Origin of the sequence: Amycolatopsis sp. SB7-3 (genome assembly GCF_041021335.1) — a bacterium.
Classification (GTDB): Bacteria; Actinomycetota; Actinomycetes; order Mycobacteriales; family Pseudonocardiaceae; genus Amycolatopsis; species Amycolatopsis japonica.
The window spans coordinates 2,632,176-2,649,898 of record NZ_JBFPJQ010000001.1 but is presented as its reverse complement, the minus strand read 5'-3'; the positions used below and the strand labels follow the sequence as shown (position 1 = coordinate 2,649,898).

Sequence of the window (17,723 nt, the reverse complement as noted above, 5' to 3'; positions counted from 1 at the left end):
ATCTGTAACCGGACAGCCGTGGACGAGCGAAAGGAAGGCGATGCGCCGCGCCCTGTTGCTCGTGCTCTGTGTCGTTCTGTCCGGTTGTTCCGCCGCGTCGGATCCCGCCGCGACCGAAGACAGCGCCATCCCCGCGACGGTGGCGGCCACCCCCGCGGCACCGGAGACCAATCCCGCGATCGGCGCGCTTTTCCTGGACGGAACGCATTTCTGCACGGCCAGCGTCGTCCACAGCGCTCCCGGCGACCTCCTGCTCACGGCGGCGCATTGCCTGCACGACGGCGAAGGCGGCGAGTACGCGACGGGGATCTCGTTCGCACCCGGTTACCACGACGGTGTCGCGCCGTACGGCTACTGGGAAGTCTCCGATCCGCAGGTTCCCGACGGCTGGGCCGATTCCTCCGATCCGGACCTCGACGTCGGGTTCGCGACCGCCCGCCAGGCCGGCACCACGAAGACCCTCGAAAGCGTCACGGGCGCCAACACCCTGCTGACCGGCGGCGGGTTCGACCACCCGATCACCCTGACCGGCTATCCCGACGAACGGGAGGCGCCGGTCGTCTGCCACGGCACCAGCGCCCAGGCCGACACCTATCAGATGCGCGTCGCGTGCCCCGGCTTCACGACCGGCACCAGCGGCGGCCCGTGGGTGGTCGACGCCGACCCGAAGACCGGACTCGGCACCGTCGTCGGCGTGATCGGCGGCTACCTGTACGGCGGGGACGATCCGGACACGTCCTACAGCAGCTACTTCGACACCGACGTCGCCACCTTGTACCGGAAGATGGACACACGGGGATGATCTCCCCATGAGCATCCACGACGTCCCGATCACCGGTGAGCCGATCCGCCTCGGCCAGTTCCTCAAACTGGCCAACCTGGCCGAAGACGGATCGCACGCCAAAGACCTCCTCGACGCCGAAGAGGTCACGGTCAACGGCGAGGTGGAGGTCCGGCGCGGCCGTCAGCTGACGAACGGCGACGTCGTGGAGGTCGGCGGCGAAGGCGGCCGCGTCGTCCTGGGCTAACGCCCCTGCAGCGGCGCCAGGCGCAACGCCTTCGCGAGTTCTTCCAGCTCGCGGTGCACCGGCTCGTTCAGCGGGACCCCCAGCGCCTGGCACTGTTCGAGGTACTGCGCCTCGCGCCAGCCCGGATAGCGGACCGGGGTGCCGCCCTCCCAGCCGAGCAGGCTGCCGAACAACGCGCTCGCGGCCTTGTAGAACCCGTCGGCGCTGCGCAGCGTCGTCGGCGCGATCGCCATCACCATCAGTCCGGTGTCGTGGTCGTGGTCGCCGACGCCCGACAGCACCCCGGCGAAGATCTCCACCAGCAGGGCGAATCCGGCGATCGCGGCGCTGCCCGCGCCGTCGACGTCCCCCAGCGTGTCCAGGTCGAGGACGAATTCGGGGTACGCGCCGGCGGGGGCGGCCATGCCGAGCGGGTTCGCGGCCGTCCCGCGCTCCCCGCCCGCCGCCATGACGAGCCCGATCATGGTGTGCGGCAACGCCCTCGCGGCATGGTGCCCGGCACGGCCGAACGGCCCGACGCCGCGCACCGACATCAGCCCGACGCCGTACCGGCCCGCCCTGGACACCGCCCGGTCCATCGCGTCGCCGACGGCCCACAGGCCCGGCGCGCGGCGGTAATCGATCAGGGCGGCGGCACCGCGGTCGGCGATCATCAGCGGTTCGGCCCTCGGCCGCACCATCCCGTTGGCGAGCATCGGCAGATGCAACCGGGTCAGTTCGGCGACGCCGGATTCCGGCGTTCCGGTGAGATCGCCGTGGCACAACGCCTCGGCGGCCATCCTGGCCCGCGACCACGGCAGGTCGTGCGCGGTGAAGATCTCGGTGACCAGGTCGATCAGGGCGTCGATCGGGACGCGCTGCCAGATCTGTTCCGGTATCGGGGAGGGTTCGGCCGGTTCGGGGGTCGGCTCGACGGGCGCACGGCGGAGAGAGCGAGGTCTGAGGGGCACTCCGCCGAGGGTGCCCAAACGCGTTTTTCGGCGTCAACGAACCAGGGCAGCTTCTAACCGACTGTGTGATCGGAGCGCTCGGAAACGTCGGTGGGCGGACGTACGATCGGGGCATGTGCCGCAACATCACCACGCTACGAGGCCTGGAACCGGCGGCGACGCCGGACGAGATCGAGGCCGCCGCCCGCCAGTACGTCCGCAAGGTGTCCGGGGTGCAGAGCCTGTCCGACGCCACCCGTGAGCCGTTCGAGGCCGCCGTCGCCGAGATCACCGAGATCACCCGGCGCGTACTGGCCGAGCTGCCCCCACGCCGTCAGCCGCCGGCGACGGTGCCGCCGCTGCGCCGTCCCGAAGTCCAGGCGCGAATCGCGGCGAAGGCCGCGAAGAGCCAGGCATCCTGAGCTCCGGCGGTTACGGTTAGCGGGTGACATACCCGCAAGACCCCTACGGTCAGCAGCAGCCCTACGGCCAGCAACCTCCGTACGGGCAGCCGTACCAGCAACCGGGTTACGGATACGGCCCGGCGATGCCGCCGCCGCAGGAACAAGGGCTCGCGATCGCGGCACTGGTCGTGTCGATCGCCAGTCTGGTCGCGTGCAGCGGGCTGCCGTCGATCGCCGGCGTCATCATGGGGCATATCGCGCATTCCAAGGCCAAACGCGGGGAAGCGGGCGGCCAGGGGATGGCGCTCGCGGCGATCATCATCGGCTACCTCGGCGTCGCCGTCATCCTGCTGCTCCTGGCGGGTTTCATCTTCGTCGGGATCTTGACCGACTGGGACTTCGACTAGATCCGAAACCTTCCGCCAAAGCCCCGTCGGATAACCTTGACAGCGGTAGCGTGTCCGAGCGGCCGAAGGAACATGTCTTGAAAACATGCGAGGGCTCTGTCCTCCGTGGGTTCGAATCCCACCGCTACCGCCAGTCTTGAAAACGAAAGCGCCCCAGGCCCGTGGACCTGGGGCGCTTCGCGTCACGCGGGTACCAGTGCCCAGACCGTCTCGTCGCTACGGCCGCCCAGGAACGGCCGCTGCTCCAGCAGCGATGCCGTGCCGTTGTTGATCTGCCGCACCGCCAGCTTGCTCGCCCGGTTCACCAGTCCGTAGCGCATGTCGGCGCTCCGCAACAGCTTCCACTGCTGGTTGGTGGCCGAGCCGCAGTGCGTCTGCTCGAACTGCGCGCCCTCCGCGGTGCTGCCGGAGACCGGCCGCAGGCACTGACCGCTCCGCTCGTTGGAGATCTTCCAGTACCCGCCGCCCGCGTCGGTGAGCCGCCACTTCTGGCCGTTGTCGTTCTGCCTGGCCACATGGGTGATCTTCGCGCCCGCCGACGACGAGCCGTCGACGACCGCCGCGCTGTTGCCGTTGGTGGCGACGGTCAGGTAGTACTTCTTGCCCGCCTGCGGGCCGGGATCGGCGACGGGGTTCAGCGTCCACTGCTGGTTGGCCGCCCCGGTGTAGGGCTGCTGGACCAGCGGCGCCGGGTACGCGCCGCCGTCGGTGATCGCGAATCCGGTCAGGTAGTTGAAGATCGCCACCTTGCCGTTGCCGAGCGGCTGGAACGCCCACCGCATACCGTTCTGGCCGTTGCAGTTGTACTGCAGGATCGGCGTTCCCGGCGCCGTCCCGCTCTGGGCGCTGTCGGCGCACAGCTGGCTGTTGGCGTTGACCAGCTGAAGCCCGGTGTTGTAGCCCAGGATCCACTTCTGGCTCATGGCGTCGGTCCGCGGCCGATGGCTGAGGTTCGCGAGGCCGCCGGTCGACGAGCCCACGACGTCGATGGCGTTACCGCTCGCCCCGGTGATGACGTAGGTCTTCCCGCCTCTGGCGTGGCCGTCGTCGTTGTCGGGGGTGTCCTTCTTGATCAGGAAGGCGCTGTTCGCGACGTTCCAATGCGTCGCGAGCCAGCTGCCCGGCGTGGGGCTCGTGCTGAAGTAGTCGTCGTTGCCGCAGTCCAGCAGCCGGTCGAAGTCGCGTTCCGTGCAGTCGAAGGACTGCGTGTCGCCGTAACACATCAGATCCCATTCCTGGGAGCAGTGCCCGCCGCCCTGGTAGTGCGGGGCACCCGGCAGGACCGCGCCGAGCATGTGGCCCAGTTCGTGCGCGGCGGCGTTGACACCCCAGCAGGGGACGGCGATCTCCGTGTAGTGCCTGCCGTTGTTGAAGGCGTTGGCGGGACCGGGCTGGTCGTCGCTGTCGCCCCACGTGCCGGCGCAGGTGTGCGGGTTGTCGGAGAACAGCATGTAGTCACGGTCCGCGTTGAAGAAACCGGCCTCGATGGCGCGGTCGCGGATGGCGCCGGACAGATAAGTGCCGTCGGGCACCACGAGATTCGCGACGGCGACCTGGCAGCCCGCGCCCGCGGTCGTCACGTAGCGGAGATGTCTGCTGCCGCCGGTCGCGGCGGCGCTGTCGTTGAACGAATCGTCGATCCCGGACGCGTACGCGCGCAGGGACGGCACGACGGTCGCGTACCGGTCGGGCTGGCCGGCCTCACGGACGTAGACCAGCTCGACACGTTTGCCGGAAACCCCGTCGCCCTCGCAGACCACCGGGTTCGCGGCGATCAGCGCTTGGGCGACGGCTGGAGCGAGCGGGGGCAGGGCCACCTCGGAGGCGGCCGCCTCTCCGGTGAGCAGGCCACAGCCGAGACCGATGGTCACTAGCAGGCAGGCGGTTCGCCGTTTCGCCTTGGACAAAGGCTCTTCCTTTCGCGATGGAGGAACGCGATAACGACGCTAGAGATCGGATGTATGGCCGCGCCAGGAAGAAGGACCGGCAGTCTGCCGCTACCCTTCGGCCATGCCCAAGTACCTGCTGCTCAAGCACTACCGCGGCGCTCCGGCAGCGGTGAACGACATCCCGATGGAGCAATGGGCGCCGGAGGAGATCACGGCGCATATCGACTACATGAGGGACTTCGCGACCCGGCTCGTGGAGACCGGCGAGTTCGTCGCGGAGCAGGCTCTCGCACCCGAAGGCACCTTCGTCCGCTACGACGGCGAGGGCAAACCTCCGGTCACCGACGGCCCGTTCGCCGAGACCAAAGACCTCATCGCCGGTTTCATGATCATCGACGTCGACAGCTACGAGCGGGCGCTCGAACTCGCGGGTGAACTGTCGGCCGCCCCGGGAGCGGGCGGGAAGCCGATCCACGAATGGCTCGAACTGCGTCCGTTGCAGGGCGAGCCGCTCGTCGTCACGGAGTGACCACCGAACTGGACGAGGCCCTGCTCCGGAGCCTCACGCCGAACGTCCTCGGGATCCTCGTCCGCCGCGGCGCCGACTTCGCGTCGGCCGAGGACGCCGTCCAGGAGGCGCTGATCGAGGCCGTCCGCGTCTGGCCCGGTGACCGGCCGAACGATCCGAAGGGCTGGCTCGTCACCGTCGCCTGGCGCAAGTTCCTCGGTATGGCGCGGTCCGACGCCGCCCGCCGCCGACGCGAAGACCTCGTCGACGACGAGCCCGCCCCGGGGCCCGCTCCCGCGGTGGACGACACGCTGCAGCTCTACTTCCTGTGCGCCCACCCGTCGCTGACGCCGGCTTCGGCGGTCGCGCTCACCCTGCGCGCCGTCGGCGGGCTCACCACCCGCCAGATCGCCCAGGCGTACCTGGTGCCCGAAGCGACCATGGCGCAGCGCATCAGCCGGGCCAAGCGCACCGTCTCGGGAGTGCGTTTCGACCAGGCCGGCGACGTCGCCACCGTGCTGCGCGTGCTGTATCTCGTGTTCAACGAGGGCTACTCGGGCGACGTCGACCTCGCCGCCGAAGCCATCCGGCTCACCCGGCGGCTCTTCGCCTCGATCGACCATCCCGAGGTCGCCGGGCTGCTCGCCCTCATGCTGCTCCACCACGCCCGGCGCGCCGCGCGGACGGCGGCCGACGGCGCGCTCGTGCCGCTCGCCGAACAGGACCGCGGTGCCTGGGACACGCGTCTGATCGCCGAGGGCGTCGAGATCCTGCAAGCCGCGCTGGCCCGGGACAGGCTGGGCGAGTTCCAGGCGCAGGCCGCCATCGCGGCGCTCCACGCCGACGCGCCCACCGCGGCGGAGACCGACTGGGTCCAGATCGTCGAGTGGTACGACGAACTCGCGCGGCTGACCGGCAGCCCGGTCGTCCGGCTCAACCGCGCGGTCGCCGTCGGCGAGGCGGACGGACCGCGCGCGGGGCTGGCCGCGCTCGCGGAACTGGACGATTCGCTGCCGAGGTACGCGGCGGTGGCGGCGTACCTCCACGAGCGCGACGGCGATCCGGAGACCGCGGCGCGGCTGTACAGCGAGGCCGCGGCCAAGGCGGCCGACCTGGCCGAACGCGCCCACCTGACGCGTCAGGCCGAGCGTCTCAAGAAGTGATCGGCGGCAGCCGCGGCAGGCCGTCGATCTCCGACAGGTGCTCCAGCACGCGTCCGAACGCCTGTCCCAGCACCCGCTGCTCCTCGGGGCTCAGCAGATCGATCAGATGCTCGCGGACGCCCTCGACATGCGTCGGCGCCGCGCCTTCCAGCAGTTCCGCGCCGGTCTCGGTCATCTCCGCGACGACGCCGCGTTTGTCCGCCGGGTCCCGGGTGCGGCGGATGAGACCGTCGGCCTCGAGCCGGACCATCTGGTGCGAAAGCCTGCTCTTGGTCGAACCGAGCATGCTCGCCAGCTCCGTCATCCGCATCCGCCGGTCGGGCTGGAGCGAAAGGCAGACCAAGACCTCGTAGTCGGCGAGGGTGACGTCGTGGCGCTCGGAGAGTTCGCGATGGAGACGCTGTCGCAGCCGCATGGTGGCGACGATGTACGAGCGCCAGGCGACCATCTCGGACTCGGAAAGCCAGCGCACTTCCTTCTGCTCCACCGCCATCCACGCAGAGTAGAGCGTTGATCGCACAAGGCGCATACCCACCGGTCACTTTTCGGTCCCTGAAAAATCCGGCGGAACATTCGCCCGAAGGAGGGTTACGAAAAGGTTGAGACTCGGCGAGAAAAGGCGCATTCTGCTTGTCAGCGGATGGTCGGGCAAGTACCGGGCGAACCCGTGGAAGGGTCGCCGGACCTGCTCCCAGCCGGGAAGGGTCAGGTGGTGGTATGGCGGGTGATTCTCGCGGTTGACCGCCTGCTGTGTCCCCGCGACCGGAACGGAAAGGACCGGGTCGGTCGCGACTGTGAACAGCGACGAGCGCGGGCATCTCGGATGCGCTCGACAATTCTGGCGCATTCGGCGTCACTCCGGCCTGTTTCGGGTTAGCGGCCTCTTCGACCGCCTCGGCAGCGCCAGGACGCCGGCCCGGTGATCGCGGCCGACCGGCGATCGGAACAAGACAACCTCGGTAGCCCTGGGTGCGGCCGCTCCACGCGGCCGCACCCAGGCATATCCGGGGTCTTCCGGCTACGCTTCCTCCGTGCGATTCGACGAAGGCGCGGGCCTGGACACCTCCGAGGTCGAGGACCTGCGCGGCGGTGGCGGTGGCGGTATCGGCGGCCGGGTGGCACTCGGCGGCGGCGGGCTCGGCGTGGTCGGCCTCGTCATCTACTTCCTGCTCTCCCAGTTCGGCGGCGTGAGCCTGAACCCGTCGTCCGGCGGGATCGGCAGCCTCGGCGGCGTGGGTTCCGGGCAGCAGATGGACAACACCACGCTGTCCCAGGAGTGCAAGACCGGCGCGGACGCGAACCGGAACCACGACTGCGCGATCGTCGCCATCATCAACTCGATCCAGGACTACTGGGGCCAGGAGTTCCAACGGTCCGGTTCGACCTACCGCAAGGCCGTCACGAACTTCTTCAACGGCGGGGTGAACACCGCCTGCGGTAACGCGACTTCCGACGTCGGGCCGTTCTACTGCCCCGGCGACTCCGAGGTCTACATCGATCTGGGCTTCTTCAACGAACTCCGCACCAGGTTCGGCGCGGAGGGCGGGCCGTTCGCGGAGGCGTACGTGCTGGCCCACGAATACGGCCACCACGTGCAGAACCTCACCGGAGTGTCCAAAAAGGGCACCGGGAGCGGGCCGACGTCGGGTTCGGTGCGGCTCGAACTGCAGGCCGACTGCTACGCCGGTGTCTGGGCGAACCACGCGACGACCACCCCGACCGAGAGCGGGCGGCCGCTGATCAGCGAGATCAGCCAGGAGGACGTCAACTCGGCGCTGGACACCGCTTCGCGGATCGGCGACGACTACATCCAGTCGAAACTCGGCGGGGGCCGGGTCGACGAGTCGAAGTTCAGCCACGGCACCTCGGCGCAGCGGAAGAAGTGGTTCACGACCGGCTTCCAGACCGGCGAGCCGGCGCGGTGTGACACGTTCGCGGCCAAGAGCCTGGGCTGAGCACTCCCCCTGGACGCTAGGAACGGTCCTTTCCTCGCAAAATTTGCGAGGAAAGGACCGTTCCTAGCATTTGAGGAGCTACTACGCGGCGACGTGGTGCTCGTCAGCCTGGACGGAAGCCGTCATGCTCCGCTGCTGAGACCGCTCGGCCGCGCGAAGGGACTTCGCCTTCGCGGCCGAACTGCCCGACACACCGTTGATGTCCGCGGTGCTGGTCGCGTACACGCCCAGCGCCCACGCGACGGCGTCGGAGTTGCGTTCGAGCGCGACGCGATCGATGTTGCCGAGGTTGTCGCACGCCTGGTGGTAGCACTTGTCGTAAGGAACGTTGGCGCTGCCGCCCCACTTGGCCGCCTGCGCCGCGGTCTTCACGCCTTCGGCACCGGTGAACAGGCCGCCGGCCGGGATGCCGACCGCGATGAACTGGCCGTAGTCGGAGCGACCGGTGAAGTCCGTGCCCTCGACCGGGACACCCTTGCCGAGCTGGAGGTAGTCCACGAGGGTCTTCTCGAGCTGCGCGGAACCGTACGGGCCCGCACCCGCGCCGACACCGTCGGAGTTGTCACCGTCGTAGGCGAAGTACGCCGCGTTCGGCGAGCCGATCATGTCGTAGTTGTAGTAGAGCGCGATGTCGAGCTGCTGCTCGAAGCTCAGCGAGTTGACGTAGTAGGTCGAGCCGACGAGGCCGAACTCCTCGGCGCTCCACCAGCCGAAGCGGACGGCGTTGTTGGCCTTGGGCTTGCTGCCCAGCTGCAGCGCGGTCTCCAGCAGCGCCGCGGAACCGGTGCCGTTGTCGTTGATGCCGGGGCCCTCGGTGACGCTGTCGAGGTGGGCGCCGAGCATCACGACGTTGTCCTTGCGCCCGGTCTTGGTCTCGGCGATGACGTTGTAGCTGGTCCGCGCCTCCTGGAAGGCACGCAGGTCGAGGGTGACCGAGGCACCGGCTTTGCCGGCGAGCGCCTGTCCGTCGGCCTGCGTGATGCCACCGGTCGGGATCTTGCCCGCGGCCGGGTCGCCCAGGGTGCCGTTGACCGGGCCCGGGACGTTGTTGTAGACGATCGCGCCGACGGCGCCCGCCGCCGCGGCCGTCGCCTGCTTTTGCGCGAAGGAGCAGCCACCGCGCTGGATCAGCGCGATCTTGCCGGTGACGCCGCCGGCGTAGTCGGTCGCTTCGCAGCCGCTGGTGTCGTCGACCGGGACCACCGCGAGCGGGGCGGTGATTCCCCCGGCGGGCGTCGACGGGCTGTAGGACATGATGATGATCGGGACGTCGGCGCCCGCGACCGTCAGCTTCTCCGCGAGGGTTTCCGCGTAGGTGAAGGGGAACTCCTGCCGCGTCACCGTGAAGCCCGCCTGCTCCAGCTTCGTGGCGACGTACTCGGCGGACTTCTTGTGCCCTTCGGTGCTGGCGGCACGGCGGCCGCCGTTCGCGTCCGAGATCCGCTGCAGCGCGATCAGGTGCCGGTTGACGTTGTTCACGTCGACCTTCTTGACGAGCTGCTTGGCCAGCGCGGGACCGTCGATCCCGGTCGTGGCCGTCGCAGCGGGAGCCATTCCGACCGTGAGTGCGGCGGTGGCCATCACCACGATCGAGGGAACAATGCTTCTTCGCGAATATGACATGAGCGTCACCTTTGTGTGGTTTGTGCCACAGGTCAACCGACGTTCGGCGGACTTTACGACACCGGGATAGGGTCGTTTGTATGTACGCGATCACCATCCGTGAGCCCGGCGATCCCGATGTTCTCGAATGGACCGAGGTCCCTGATCCCGTTGCGGGTGAAGGCGAAGTCGTCATCGAAGTCGCCGCGAGCGCCGTCAACCGTGCTGACCTGCTGCAACGGCAGGGGAACTATCCGCCTCCGCCGGGCGCCAGCGAAATCCTCGGGCTCGAATGTTCGGGCACGATCGCCGAAATCGGTGAAGGCGTCGAAGGGTGGCGAATCGGCGACGAAGTTTGTGCTTTGCTCGCCGGTGGTGGCTACGGGGAAAAGGTCGCCGTCCCGGCCGGACAACTGCTTCCGCTTCCCGCCGAAGTCGAATTGCTCGCGGCCGCCGGACTGCCCGAAGTCGCGTGCACGGTTTGGGCGAATGTGGTGATGCACGCCGGCTTGTCCGAAGGTGACGTCCTGCTCGTCCACGGCGGCGCGGGCGGGATCGGCACGCACGCGATCCAGGTCGCCAAGGCGCTCGGCGCGACGGTCGCGGTGACCGCGGGTTCGGAAGAACGGCTGGAGAGCTGCCGCCAGCTCGGCGCCGACATCGCGATCAACTACAAGGAGCAGGACTTCGTCGAGGTGCTGCGCGCCGAAACCGATGGTGCGAACGTCATCCTCGACAACATGGGCGCCAAGTACCTCGGCCGCAACATCGACGCGCTGGCCATGGACGGCAGGCTGGTGGTCATCGGCATGCAGGGCGGCGTCAAGGGCGAGCTGAACATCGGCAAGCTGATGGGCAAGCGGGCGAGCGTGTTCGGCGCGGGCCTGCGTTCGCGGCCGCTGGCGCAGAAGGCGGCGATCGTGGCCGACGTCCGCGAGCGGCTGTGGCCGTTGGTGGAGCAGGGTTCGGTGAAGCCGATCGTCGGTCAGGTCGTCCCGATGGCCGAAGCCGCGTCCGCGCACCGGGCCCTCGAGGATGGCACGGTTTTCGGCAAGGTTCTCCTCGCCGCGAAGTCCTAGCGGATCTCTTCCAGCACGCGGACGAGCTGATTGACCTCGAAGACGTTCGAGTAATGCGCGAGTCCGATGCGGACGGCGCCGCCGACTTCGGCGGCGCCGAGCGAGCCGAAGACACCGCTCGTGCCGTCGTCGGCGAAGGCGCAGAGCCCTTGGGACGCCAGGTATTCGGCGACCTCGGGTGCCTTCTTGCCCGCGACGGCGAACGCGAGCGCGGGGATCCTGCGCATGGCGTCGCCGATGACCATGACGTGCCGCAGCGAACGCAGCTCCGTGGACAGCTGCGCCAGAAGACCCGCGTGGTACGACTTCGCCGAGCCCAGCGACGTCACCAGCTTCTCGCGCCGGGAGCCCTGCGCGGCGTCGTCCAGACCGGCCAGGTAGTCGATCGACGCGACCAGCCCGGCCAGCAACGGGTACGCGTGCGGCCCCAGCTCCATCCGGGCCGGACCGCGCGCGGCCGGGTCGAGCGAGACCGACGGCAACCGTTCGAGCAGTTCGGGATCGCGGAAGACCAGCGCCCCCACCGACGGCCCGCCCCAGGCCTGCGCCGAAACCACCATCACGTCGGCGCCGAGCGCGTTGAGGTCCAGCGGCACGAACGGCGCCGCGTACGTCGCGTCGACGACGACCAGCGCGCCGACGCGTTTGGCGAACTCGATCACCGTCGGGACGTCGGGCCGGGTGCCGACCGAACCGGACGCCAGCGTGACCGCGACGGCCTTGGTGCGCGCGGAGACGAGGTTCTCGTACTGCCAGGCGGGCAGCTCGCAGGTTTCGATGTCGATCTCGCCCCAGCGCACTACGGCGCCGACACGTTTCGCCGCTCGGCGCCACGGCGCGAGGTTGGCCTCTTCGTCCAGCCGGGAGACGACGACCTCGTCGCCGATCGTCCAGCGATCGGCCATCGCGTCGACGAGACGGCGGATGAGATCGGGCGCGTTGGGGCCGAGCACCACTCCGGCCGGGTCGGCGCCGACCAGATCGGCGACCGCCCGGCGAGCGGCCGTGACAATGCTTTCCGCGCGCTGGGAGGCCGGAAACGCTCCACCCGGCCCGGACACCGGAGCGCGCATGGCCGTGGATACGGCCGAAGCGACCTGTTCAGGTACGAGCATTCCGGCGGCGCCGTCGAAGTGAATCCAGCCGTCACCCAGCGCGGGAAACAACCCACGGATACGAGCGACGTCGAACGCCATGGGGACACCGTACGGACGTGCGGTTTGGCGCTTTACCCGGGGTTGGCTGCCCGATCACGGGGCGCGACGATTCCCGCTACGCTCGGAGACGGCGCTGAAAACCACACTGCGCTTCGTGCCCGACGTAGGCCAGGATGGAGCACATGACCGACCCAGTTTCCCGCGAATCGACCACCCCCGGTGACGGCGGAGGAGACTCCACACACCATGTGGTGGTCGTCGGTCCCGACGGCACTCCGGTCGGCACCGCGCGCGTCGCCTCCCCCGGCGCCGACTCCGGCGAGGAGGCACACGAGGAATCGCTCGGCGACCTCGTCGAAGAGCCAGCCAAGGTGATGCGCATCGGCACGATGATCAAACAGCTGCTGGAGGAGGTCCGCGCCGCGCCGCTGGACGACGCCAGCCGCACCCGCGTGCGCGAGATCCACCAGACCTCGATCCGCGAGCTGGAGCAGGCGCTCGCGCCCGAGCTGCAGGACGAGCTGGAGCGGCTCGTGCGGCCGTTCACCGAGAACTCGACGCCGTCCGATGCCGAGCTGCGGATCGCGCAGGCGCAGCTCGTCGGCTGGCTGGAAGGGCTGTTCAGCGGCATCCAGACCGCGCTGTTCGCGCAGCAGATGGCGGCGCGGGTGCAGCTGGAACAGATGCGGCGGGGGCTGCCGGCGGGTCCGTCCGCGGGCGGCGCCGCTTTGGGTGGGCACGGGGCCGGCGGCGAGTCACACGGGCCCGGCCAGTACCTCTGACACGCGCCCCACTCCAATGTCATGAAAGGGCCGTTCAAGACGTTTTTCGTCCTGAACGGCCCTTTCATGACATCCGCGGCTCAGCGCAGCGGGCGGAAGAACGTCCGCAGGTCGTCGATGAGCAGGTCCGGCACCTCCAGCCCGGGGAAGTGACCCCCTCGGTCCGGAGTGGACCAGTGCACGACGTTGTCGGTGCGCTCGGCGAGGTGCCGGATCGGCAGGCCGGTGTCCTTCGGGAACACGGCAACGCCGGTGGGCACTGTGGACCGCGGCGGTGGCGTACCCCAAGCCTGGCCCAGCGTGGCGTAGATCCGCGATGACGAGTTCGCCGTGCCGGTGAGCCAGTAGAGCATCACGCTGGTGAGCAGATCGTCGCGATCGATCGCGTCCTCCGGGACGTCACGCGAGTCCGAATAGGACTTGAACTTCTCCACCAGCCAGCCGAGCTGCCCGGCGGGCGAGTCGGTGAGCCCGTAGGCAAGCGTTTGCGGCTTGGTCGACTGGATCATCGCGTAGCCCAATTCGCCGCTCTGGAACTCCCGCCCGCGCGCCAGCGCCGCCTCGCCTCGCGCGAGTTCTTCGCCGGTGAGTCCTTCGAGATCGGCCTCGCTTCGGGGCACCGCGTGCGGCAACATCGTCAGATGCGCGCCGATCACCCGTTCCGGGCACCGGACACCCACCGCGCGCGACACGATCGCGCCCCAGTCGCCGCCGTGCAGCCCGAACCGCTCGTACCCGAGGCGCGACAGCAGCTCGGCCCAGGCGTCCGCGGTCCGGTCCGGACCCCAGTCCGCCCCGGTCGTCGGCCCGGAGAAACCGAACCCCGGCAGCGACGGCACGACGACGTGGAACGCGTCCCCCGGGTCGCCGCCATACGCGCGCGGGTCCGAAAGGGGCCCGACGACGTCGAGGAATTCCACAATGGACCCCGGCCAGCCGTGCGTGAGCACCAGCGGGATCGCGTCCGGCTCCGGTGACCGCGCGTGCAGGAAATGGACGTTCGCGCCGTCGATGTTCGTCAGGAATCCGGGGAAACCGTTGAGACGCTCCTCGTGGGCGCGCCAGTCGTAGCGGAGCCGCCAGTATTCGGCGAGCTCCTGGAGGTAGCCGAGCGGCGTCCCGAGGCCCCAGCCGACGCCGTCGATCTCATCCGGCCAGCGGGTGTTCGCCAGGCGGGCGGCGAGATCGTCGAGGTCGCGCTGGGGGACGTCGATCGTGAACGGCGTGATGGTCATGGGGACGACGGTAGGGAGGATCGAGGACAGCCGCGGTCCTCGACCGAAGGGTCAAACCCGGTACTCGGGCCGCGCCCAATTGGTCATCAGCTCCGCGACGTCGGCGACCTCGTCCTCGTCGTCCTCACGGCCCTCCGCGCGGAGGAACAGCATGAGGTCGAGGAGTTCTTGGTACAGCTCATCACGAGGAGTGCCGCGCTCGAGTTCCTCGATGAGCAGCGGCCGGGCCTGGCCATAAAGCTTGTTCGTGACGATGTCGAGCAGTCGTTCGCGGAAATCCGCACTGACCCCCATGCTCTCACCCTCCCGGCAGCTGAGCACGCAGACGATCGAGCCACCGGTCGATCGTGTCCTCGTACCGGCCGGGGTCGTTCCGGCGCTGTGCATCGCCGACGGACTCGTCGAGCGCCGCGCGGATCCGCGCGGCGTGCTCGGGCAGGGCGAAGACCTCTTGGAAGTAGCCCTCGCGCATCTGGACGTCCGCGACCAGCTGGTAGTCGCGCGCCGCGTCGGGGACGACGAGGCCGTACGCCCAGCCGGGGGTGGCCCCGCGGTCGCGGGCGGTGACGACGATGACCGTCGGGCGGGCGGCCTTGACGACGTCCGTCGGCGAGGCGCCGTGCGCGATGGCCTCGTCGTTCAGTCCGATGTAGTCGATCGACTTCCAGCCGCTGTAGTACGGGATCGCCCCCGCGTCGGAGACCGCCAGGCTCCGTGCCGCCTCCGGCACCTGGGCGTTCGCGAGGCCCTTGCCGATGGCGACATGGGCACGCTGCAGGTCGGGGCCGTAGTTGGCGATCACCGGCAGATCCGTCGACTGGGCACCGGTGACCGCGACCCAGCCGACCGCGACCGCGCCGGACACCGCGGCGATCCACCGGCGGCCGAGGTGCGCCATGGCCAGCCCCGCGCCGAGGCACAGCACGGGGAAGGCGTGGAAGGCGAAGCGGTGGATGTAGTCCATGGTCGGTCCGGAAACCGCGTAGGTCATGCCGGTCAGCAAGACGACCGAGGACAGCACCAGGCCCGCTCCCCTGCTCGCCTTGCGGAACAGTAGGAAGGCCGTCAGCGCCAGCAACGGGAGGACGAGCCAGGCGGTGGTCTCCAGCCAGACCGATCCGGCGTCGAGGTTGCCGAACTTGACGTAGAAGGTGTTCGGGAACAGATGCCCGAAGTACGTCCACCGCCAGACGAAGTAGCCGCCGCCGAGGACGAGGACCGCGACCGCCAGCGCCCAGGTGCGCCGCCGTCCGCGCCCGAGCCACAGCCAGATCAGGAACGCCGGGAAGGTCGCGAGGACACCCTCGGGCCGGATCATCCCGGCGAGCAGCAGCAAAAGCGGCGGTTCCCAGTCGCGTACCGCGCGGCCCTGGACGAGGTCCACGCCGACGATGGCGGCGCGCAGCACGACGGCGGCGAACGCGATGGTCTCCAGGCCGGCGGTGACGTGGAAGTAGGTCGGCACGAACAGCAGCAGCGCGCCGCCCGCCACGAGCGCGCCGAGGACACCCGCCGCGCGATGCCCGGCGCGGACCAGCATCACCAGGATCAAGGCGCCGAGTACAACGGACGTCACCTTGGCGACGGTCTCCAACGGCAGGCCCGCGAGGGCGAACGGGACGTGCCAGAGCATCCAGAGGAAGTTCGTGAAGCCCTCGATCGGGTCTTCTCCCACGTTCCACACCGGACCGTGGCCGTTCGCCATGTTCGCCGAGTACCGGAAGGTGATGAAGGCGTCGTCGACGGTGAAGAACCACGCCGCCCAACACCCGGCGAGGAAGAGCGCTCCGAAACCGAGCAAGACGGCGAGAAGCCCTCGACGCGGTTTTGGTTCCTGGACGGCGTCGGCCTCGCTTCGCTCCGCCGTGGTCGTCATTCCGCCATCCTCGTCTTCTCCAGCCGGTCCAGTACGCGGTCGACTCCTCGCCCGTCCACAAGAGCCATCGAAGTCGCGGAAAGACCGTTACGCACGGCCGAGTCCGACAGCAGTCCCCTGAGCGTCTCGATGGCCTGGTCGTCGAGCGCGCCCGCGCTGCCCAGCCCGGCCGCCAGTCCGAGATCGACTGCCGCGCGATACCCCGCGTCCTGGTTCTCCACGAGCCGGACCACCGCGGTGGGGACGCCGAGGCAGCACAGTTCCAGCAGCGTCACCCCCGCCGCGCTGATCGCCACGTCCGTTTCCACCAGCAGGTCGAGCAGGCCAGGCCCCGGCGGCGCGATCCGGAATTCCTGACTGGGCAGCGGTTCGGGCACGGTCGGCTCACCGCGTACGAGCACATCGGCTTCGAAGGGTGCGCGAGTGTCGCGAAGGGCACGTAAGAGCGCGCTGACCGTATCGGCCCATTCCGCGCCGCCTCCCAGCACGACGGTGATCCGCGGCCGTTCCCCAGCCGGTCCCTGGGACCGCTTTTCCCGCGCCCGGACAACGGCTTCCCTCAGCGGCGCGTAACGCGCTCCGCGCAGCAACTCCCCCGAGCCGTCCTCGGGACGTGGCCTCGGCTCGAAGGCGCAATCGACCACGAGATCCGCCGCACGCCTGCCGAAAACGTCGTCCTCGATGGACACCAGCAGCGCGCCCGCGGCGTTGACCTCCGCACGCAGTTCGCCGAGACCGTAGTGATCGACGACCACCGCGTCGAAGCCCTCGAAGGGCGCGGACGGCACCACCGGAACGGACAGCTCGGCGAACCGCGCGGCCAGCCATTCGGCGTTGTCCACCCGGCCCGCGAACACGACCTCCCAGCCGCGCGCGACGGCACGTTCGGCATAGGCGACCATGCGCGAGACGTGGCCCGCGCCGATCGATGGCGAGGCGTCGGCGCGAAGCAGCAGCCGGGTCACCTGGCCACCTTCTTCTGCTCGACGTGCGCGTTGAGCTTCGCCAGTTCGGGCCGGGAGCGCAGCACCGCGACCACCTCGCGCCAGTCGCCGACGCGGTCGCCCAGTTCGGCGACGATGCCGTCGATGACCGACCAGTCCTCGACGGTGTCCAAGGTCACGCGCAGGTCGTCGGCGGGCGGGCTGACGACGATCCCGGCACAGGAGTACCGCTCCGGGTTCGCGTAGACGCCGGAGGTGACGTGCTCGCGGTCGGCGCCCCGGGCCGTCTCGATCTGTTCGGCGAGCACCCCGGTGCGCACGAGCTCGGCGTCGAAACCGCGCGGCAAGGTACGCACCAGCACGGTGCTCAAGTAGTCGAGCGACGGCTGCGCGCGCCACTGCGCCACGAGCTGGCCGATGAGGTGGGGATCCAGCAGCGGGCAGTCCGCGGTGAGCCGTACCACCGCGTCGGCCGGGAACGACTCGATGGCGACCGCGAAACGCCCGAGGACGTCGTCGAGCGGCCCTCTCGCGACCAGGGCACCGTGCCGGGCGGCCTCCTCCGCCACCGCGTCGTCGTCGGCCTCCGTCGAGGTCGCGACCACGACGTTGTCGATCCCCGGCGAAGCGGCGGCGGCACGGATGACCCAGCCGAGGACGCTCCGGCCCGCCAGGGGGCGGAGCACCTTGCCGGGTAGCCGGGTGGACGACGCGCGTGCCTGGATGACGGCGTTGACCACGTGGGCCCCGGGGTCTGGATCCATG

At 69.5% G+C, this 17,723-nt stretch carries 19 protein-coding genes and 1 tRNA gene; 10 read left to right on the top strand and 10 right to left on the bottom strand.

The window, feature by feature from the left end; all coding sequences use genetic code 11:
* Positions 1-40 precede the first annotated feature (40 nt).
* Positions 41-802 (top strand): trypsin-like serine peptidase, encoded by a 762-nt coding sequence (locus AB8M46_RS12985; protein ID WP_394360368.1) that lies wholly within the window; start codon positions 41-43, stop codon positions 800-802.
* A 7-nt stretch (positions 803-809) separates the two neighbouring features.
* Positions 810-1,028: an RNA-binding S4 domain-containing protein gene (locus tag AB8M46_RS12980; RefSeq protein ID WP_016330720.1), complete on the top strand. Its 219-nt coding sequence runs from the start codon at positions 810-812 to the stop codon at positions 1,026-1,028.
* Here AB8M46_RS12980 and AB8M46_RS12975 read toward each other — a convergent pair.
* Positions 1,025-1,978 (bottom strand): Ldh family oxidoreductase, encoded by a 954-nt coding sequence (locus tag AB8M46_RS12975; RefSeq protein ID WP_037333374.1) that lies wholly within the window; start codon positions 1,976-1,978, stop codon positions 1,025-1,027. The genes AB8M46_RS12980 and AB8M46_RS12975 overlap by 4 nt on opposite strands.
* 113 nt (positions 1,979-2,091) lie before the next feature.
* Here AB8M46_RS12975 and AB8M46_RS12970 point away from each other — a divergent pair, with 113 nt between their 5' ends.
* From AB8M46_RS12970 to AB8M46_RS12960, 3 genes are all read left to right on the top strand, one after another.
* Positions 2,092-2,379, top strand: coding sequence for a DUF2277 domain-containing protein (locus AB8M46_RS12970; RefSeq protein ID WP_037336023.1), 288 nt, complete (start codon positions 2,092-2,094; stop codon positions 2,377-2,379).
* Between the two features lie 23 nt (positions 2,380-2,402).
* A complete protein-coding gene (locus tag AB8M46_RS12965; RefSeq protein WP_125731682.1) occupies positions 2,403-2,768 on the top strand; it encodes a DUF4190 domain-containing protein in 366 nt (121 codons plus the stop codon).
* A gap of 44 nt (positions 2,769-2,812) precedes the next feature.
* Positions 2,813-2,901, top strand: a tRNA-Ser gene (locus AB8M46_RS12960).
* A 49-nt stretch (positions 2,902-2,950) separates the two neighbouring features.
* On the opposite strand, the gene AB8M46_RS12955 is transcribed toward AB8M46_RS12960, so the two are convergent.
* Positions 2,951-4,675: an RICIN domain-containing protein gene (locus tag AB8M46_RS12955; RefSeq protein WP_394360367.1), complete on the bottom strand. Its 1,725-nt coding sequence runs from the start codon at positions 4,673-4,675 to the stop codon at positions 2,951-2,953.
* Positions 4,676-4,778: 103 nt separating this feature from the next.
* Between AB8M46_RS12955 and AB8M46_RS12950 the strand changes: the two genes are divergently transcribed.
* Together AB8M46_RS12950 and AB8M46_RS12945 are read left to right on the top strand one after the other, a co-directional pair.
* Positions 4,779-5,186: a YciI family protein gene (locus AB8M46_RS12950; protein WP_037333381.1), complete on the top strand. Its 408-nt coding sequence runs from the start codon at positions 4,779-4,781 to the stop codon at positions 5,184-5,186.
* 8 nt (positions 5,187-5,194) lie between these two features.
* Positions 5,195-6,328, top strand: a complete 1,134-nt coding sequence (locus tag AB8M46_RS12945; protein ID WP_350596110.1) for a DUF6596 domain-containing protein — start codon at positions 5,195-5,197, stop codon at positions 6,326-6,328.
* Here AB8M46_RS12945 and AB8M46_RS12940 read toward each other — a convergent pair.
* Positions 6,318-6,821: a MarR family winged helix-turn-helix transcriptional regulator gene (locus tag AB8M46_RS12940; protein ID WP_037333383.1), complete on the bottom strand. Its 504-nt coding sequence runs from the start codon at positions 6,819-6,821 to the stop codon at positions 6,318-6,320. The two genes, AB8M46_RS12945 and AB8M46_RS12940, sit on opposite strands and share 11 nt — an antisense overlap.
* Before the next feature lie 538 nt (positions 6,822-7,359).
* Here AB8M46_RS12940 and AB8M46_RS12935 point away from each other — a divergent pair.
* Positions 7,360-8,283 (top strand): neutral zinc metallopeptidase, encoded by a 924-nt coding sequence (locus AB8M46_RS12935; protein WP_037333385.1) that lies wholly within the window; start codon positions 7,360-7,362, stop codon positions 8,281-8,283.
* An 81-nt stretch (positions 8,284-8,364) separates the two neighbouring features.
* Here AB8M46_RS12935 and AB8M46_RS12930 read toward each other — a convergent pair whose 3' ends face one another.
* A complete protein-coding gene (locus AB8M46_RS12930; RefSeq protein WP_162836884.1) occupies positions 8,365-9,906 on the bottom strand; it encodes a M28 family metallopeptidase in 1,542 nt (513 codons plus the stop codon).
* A gap of 80 nt (positions 9,907-9,986) precedes the next feature.
* Here AB8M46_RS12930 and AB8M46_RS12925 point away from each other — a divergent pair, with 80 nt between their 5' ends.
* Complete coding sequence (locus tag AB8M46_RS12925) at positions 9,987-10,964, top strand: NAD(P)H-quinone oxidoreductase (protein WP_037333390.1); 978 nt, start codon at positions 9,987-9,989, stop codon at positions 10,962-10,964.
* On the opposite strand, the gene AB8M46_RS12920 is transcribed toward AB8M46_RS12925, so the two are convergent.
* Positions 10,961-12,160 (bottom strand): cysteine desulfurase-like protein, encoded by a 1,200-nt coding sequence (locus tag AB8M46_RS12920; protein ID WP_037333392.1) that lies wholly within the window; start codon positions 12,158-12,160, stop codon positions 10,961-10,963. The genes AB8M46_RS12925 and AB8M46_RS12920 overlap by 4 nt on opposite strands.
* Before the next feature lie 134 nt (positions 12,161-12,294).
* On the opposite strand from AB8M46_RS12920, the gene AB8M46_RS12915 reads away from it, so the two are divergent.
* Positions 12,295-12,903 carry a bacterial proteasome activator family protein gene (locus tag AB8M46_RS12915; RefSeq protein WP_037333395.1) on the top strand — a complete coding sequence of 203 codons (609 nt, stop codon included), beginning with the start codon at positions 12,295-12,297 and terminating at the stop codon, positions 12,901-12,903.
* An 80-nt stretch (positions 12,904-12,983) separates the two neighbouring features.
* Here AB8M46_RS12915 and AB8M46_RS12910 read toward each other — a convergent pair whose 3' ends face one another.
* The 5 genes from AB8M46_RS12910 to AB8M46_RS12890 are packed head-to-tail and all read right to left on the bottom strand — an operon-like array spanning position 12,984 to position 17,722.
* Complete coding sequence (locus tag AB8M46_RS12910; protein ID WP_394360366.1) at positions 12,984-14,138, bottom strand: epoxide hydrolase family protein; 1,155 nt, start codon at positions 14,136-14,138, stop codon at positions 12,984-12,986.
* A 51-nt stretch (positions 14,139-14,189) separates the two neighbouring features.
* Positions 14,190-14,432, bottom strand: a complete 243-nt coding sequence (locus AB8M46_RS12905) for a hypothetical protein (RefSeq protein WP_394360365.1) — start codon at positions 14,430-14,432, stop codon at positions 14,190-14,192.
* 4 nt (positions 14,433-14,436) lie between these two features.
* Positions 14,437-16,014: a hypothetical protein gene (locus tag AB8M46_RS12900; protein ID WP_394360364.1), complete on the bottom strand. Its 1,578-nt coding sequence runs from the start codon at positions 16,012-16,014 to the stop codon at positions 14,437-14,439.
* Positions 16,011-16,979 (bottom strand): spore coat protein, encoded by a 969-nt coding sequence (locus AB8M46_RS12895; RefSeq protein ID WP_394360363.1) that lies wholly within the window; start codon positions 16,977-16,979, stop codon positions 16,011-16,013. The genes AB8M46_RS12900 and AB8M46_RS12895 overlap by 4 nt, the downstream gene beginning before the upstream one ends.
* Positions 16,976-17,722 (bottom strand): cytidylyltransferase domain-containing protein, encoded by a 747-nt coding sequence (locus AB8M46_RS12890; RefSeq protein WP_394360362.1) that lies wholly within the window; start codon positions 17,720-17,722, stop codon positions 16,976-16,978. Before AB8M46_RS12890 ends, AB8M46_RS12895 begins: the two co-directional genes overlap by 4 nt.
* Position 17,723: the final 1 nt, after the last annotated feature.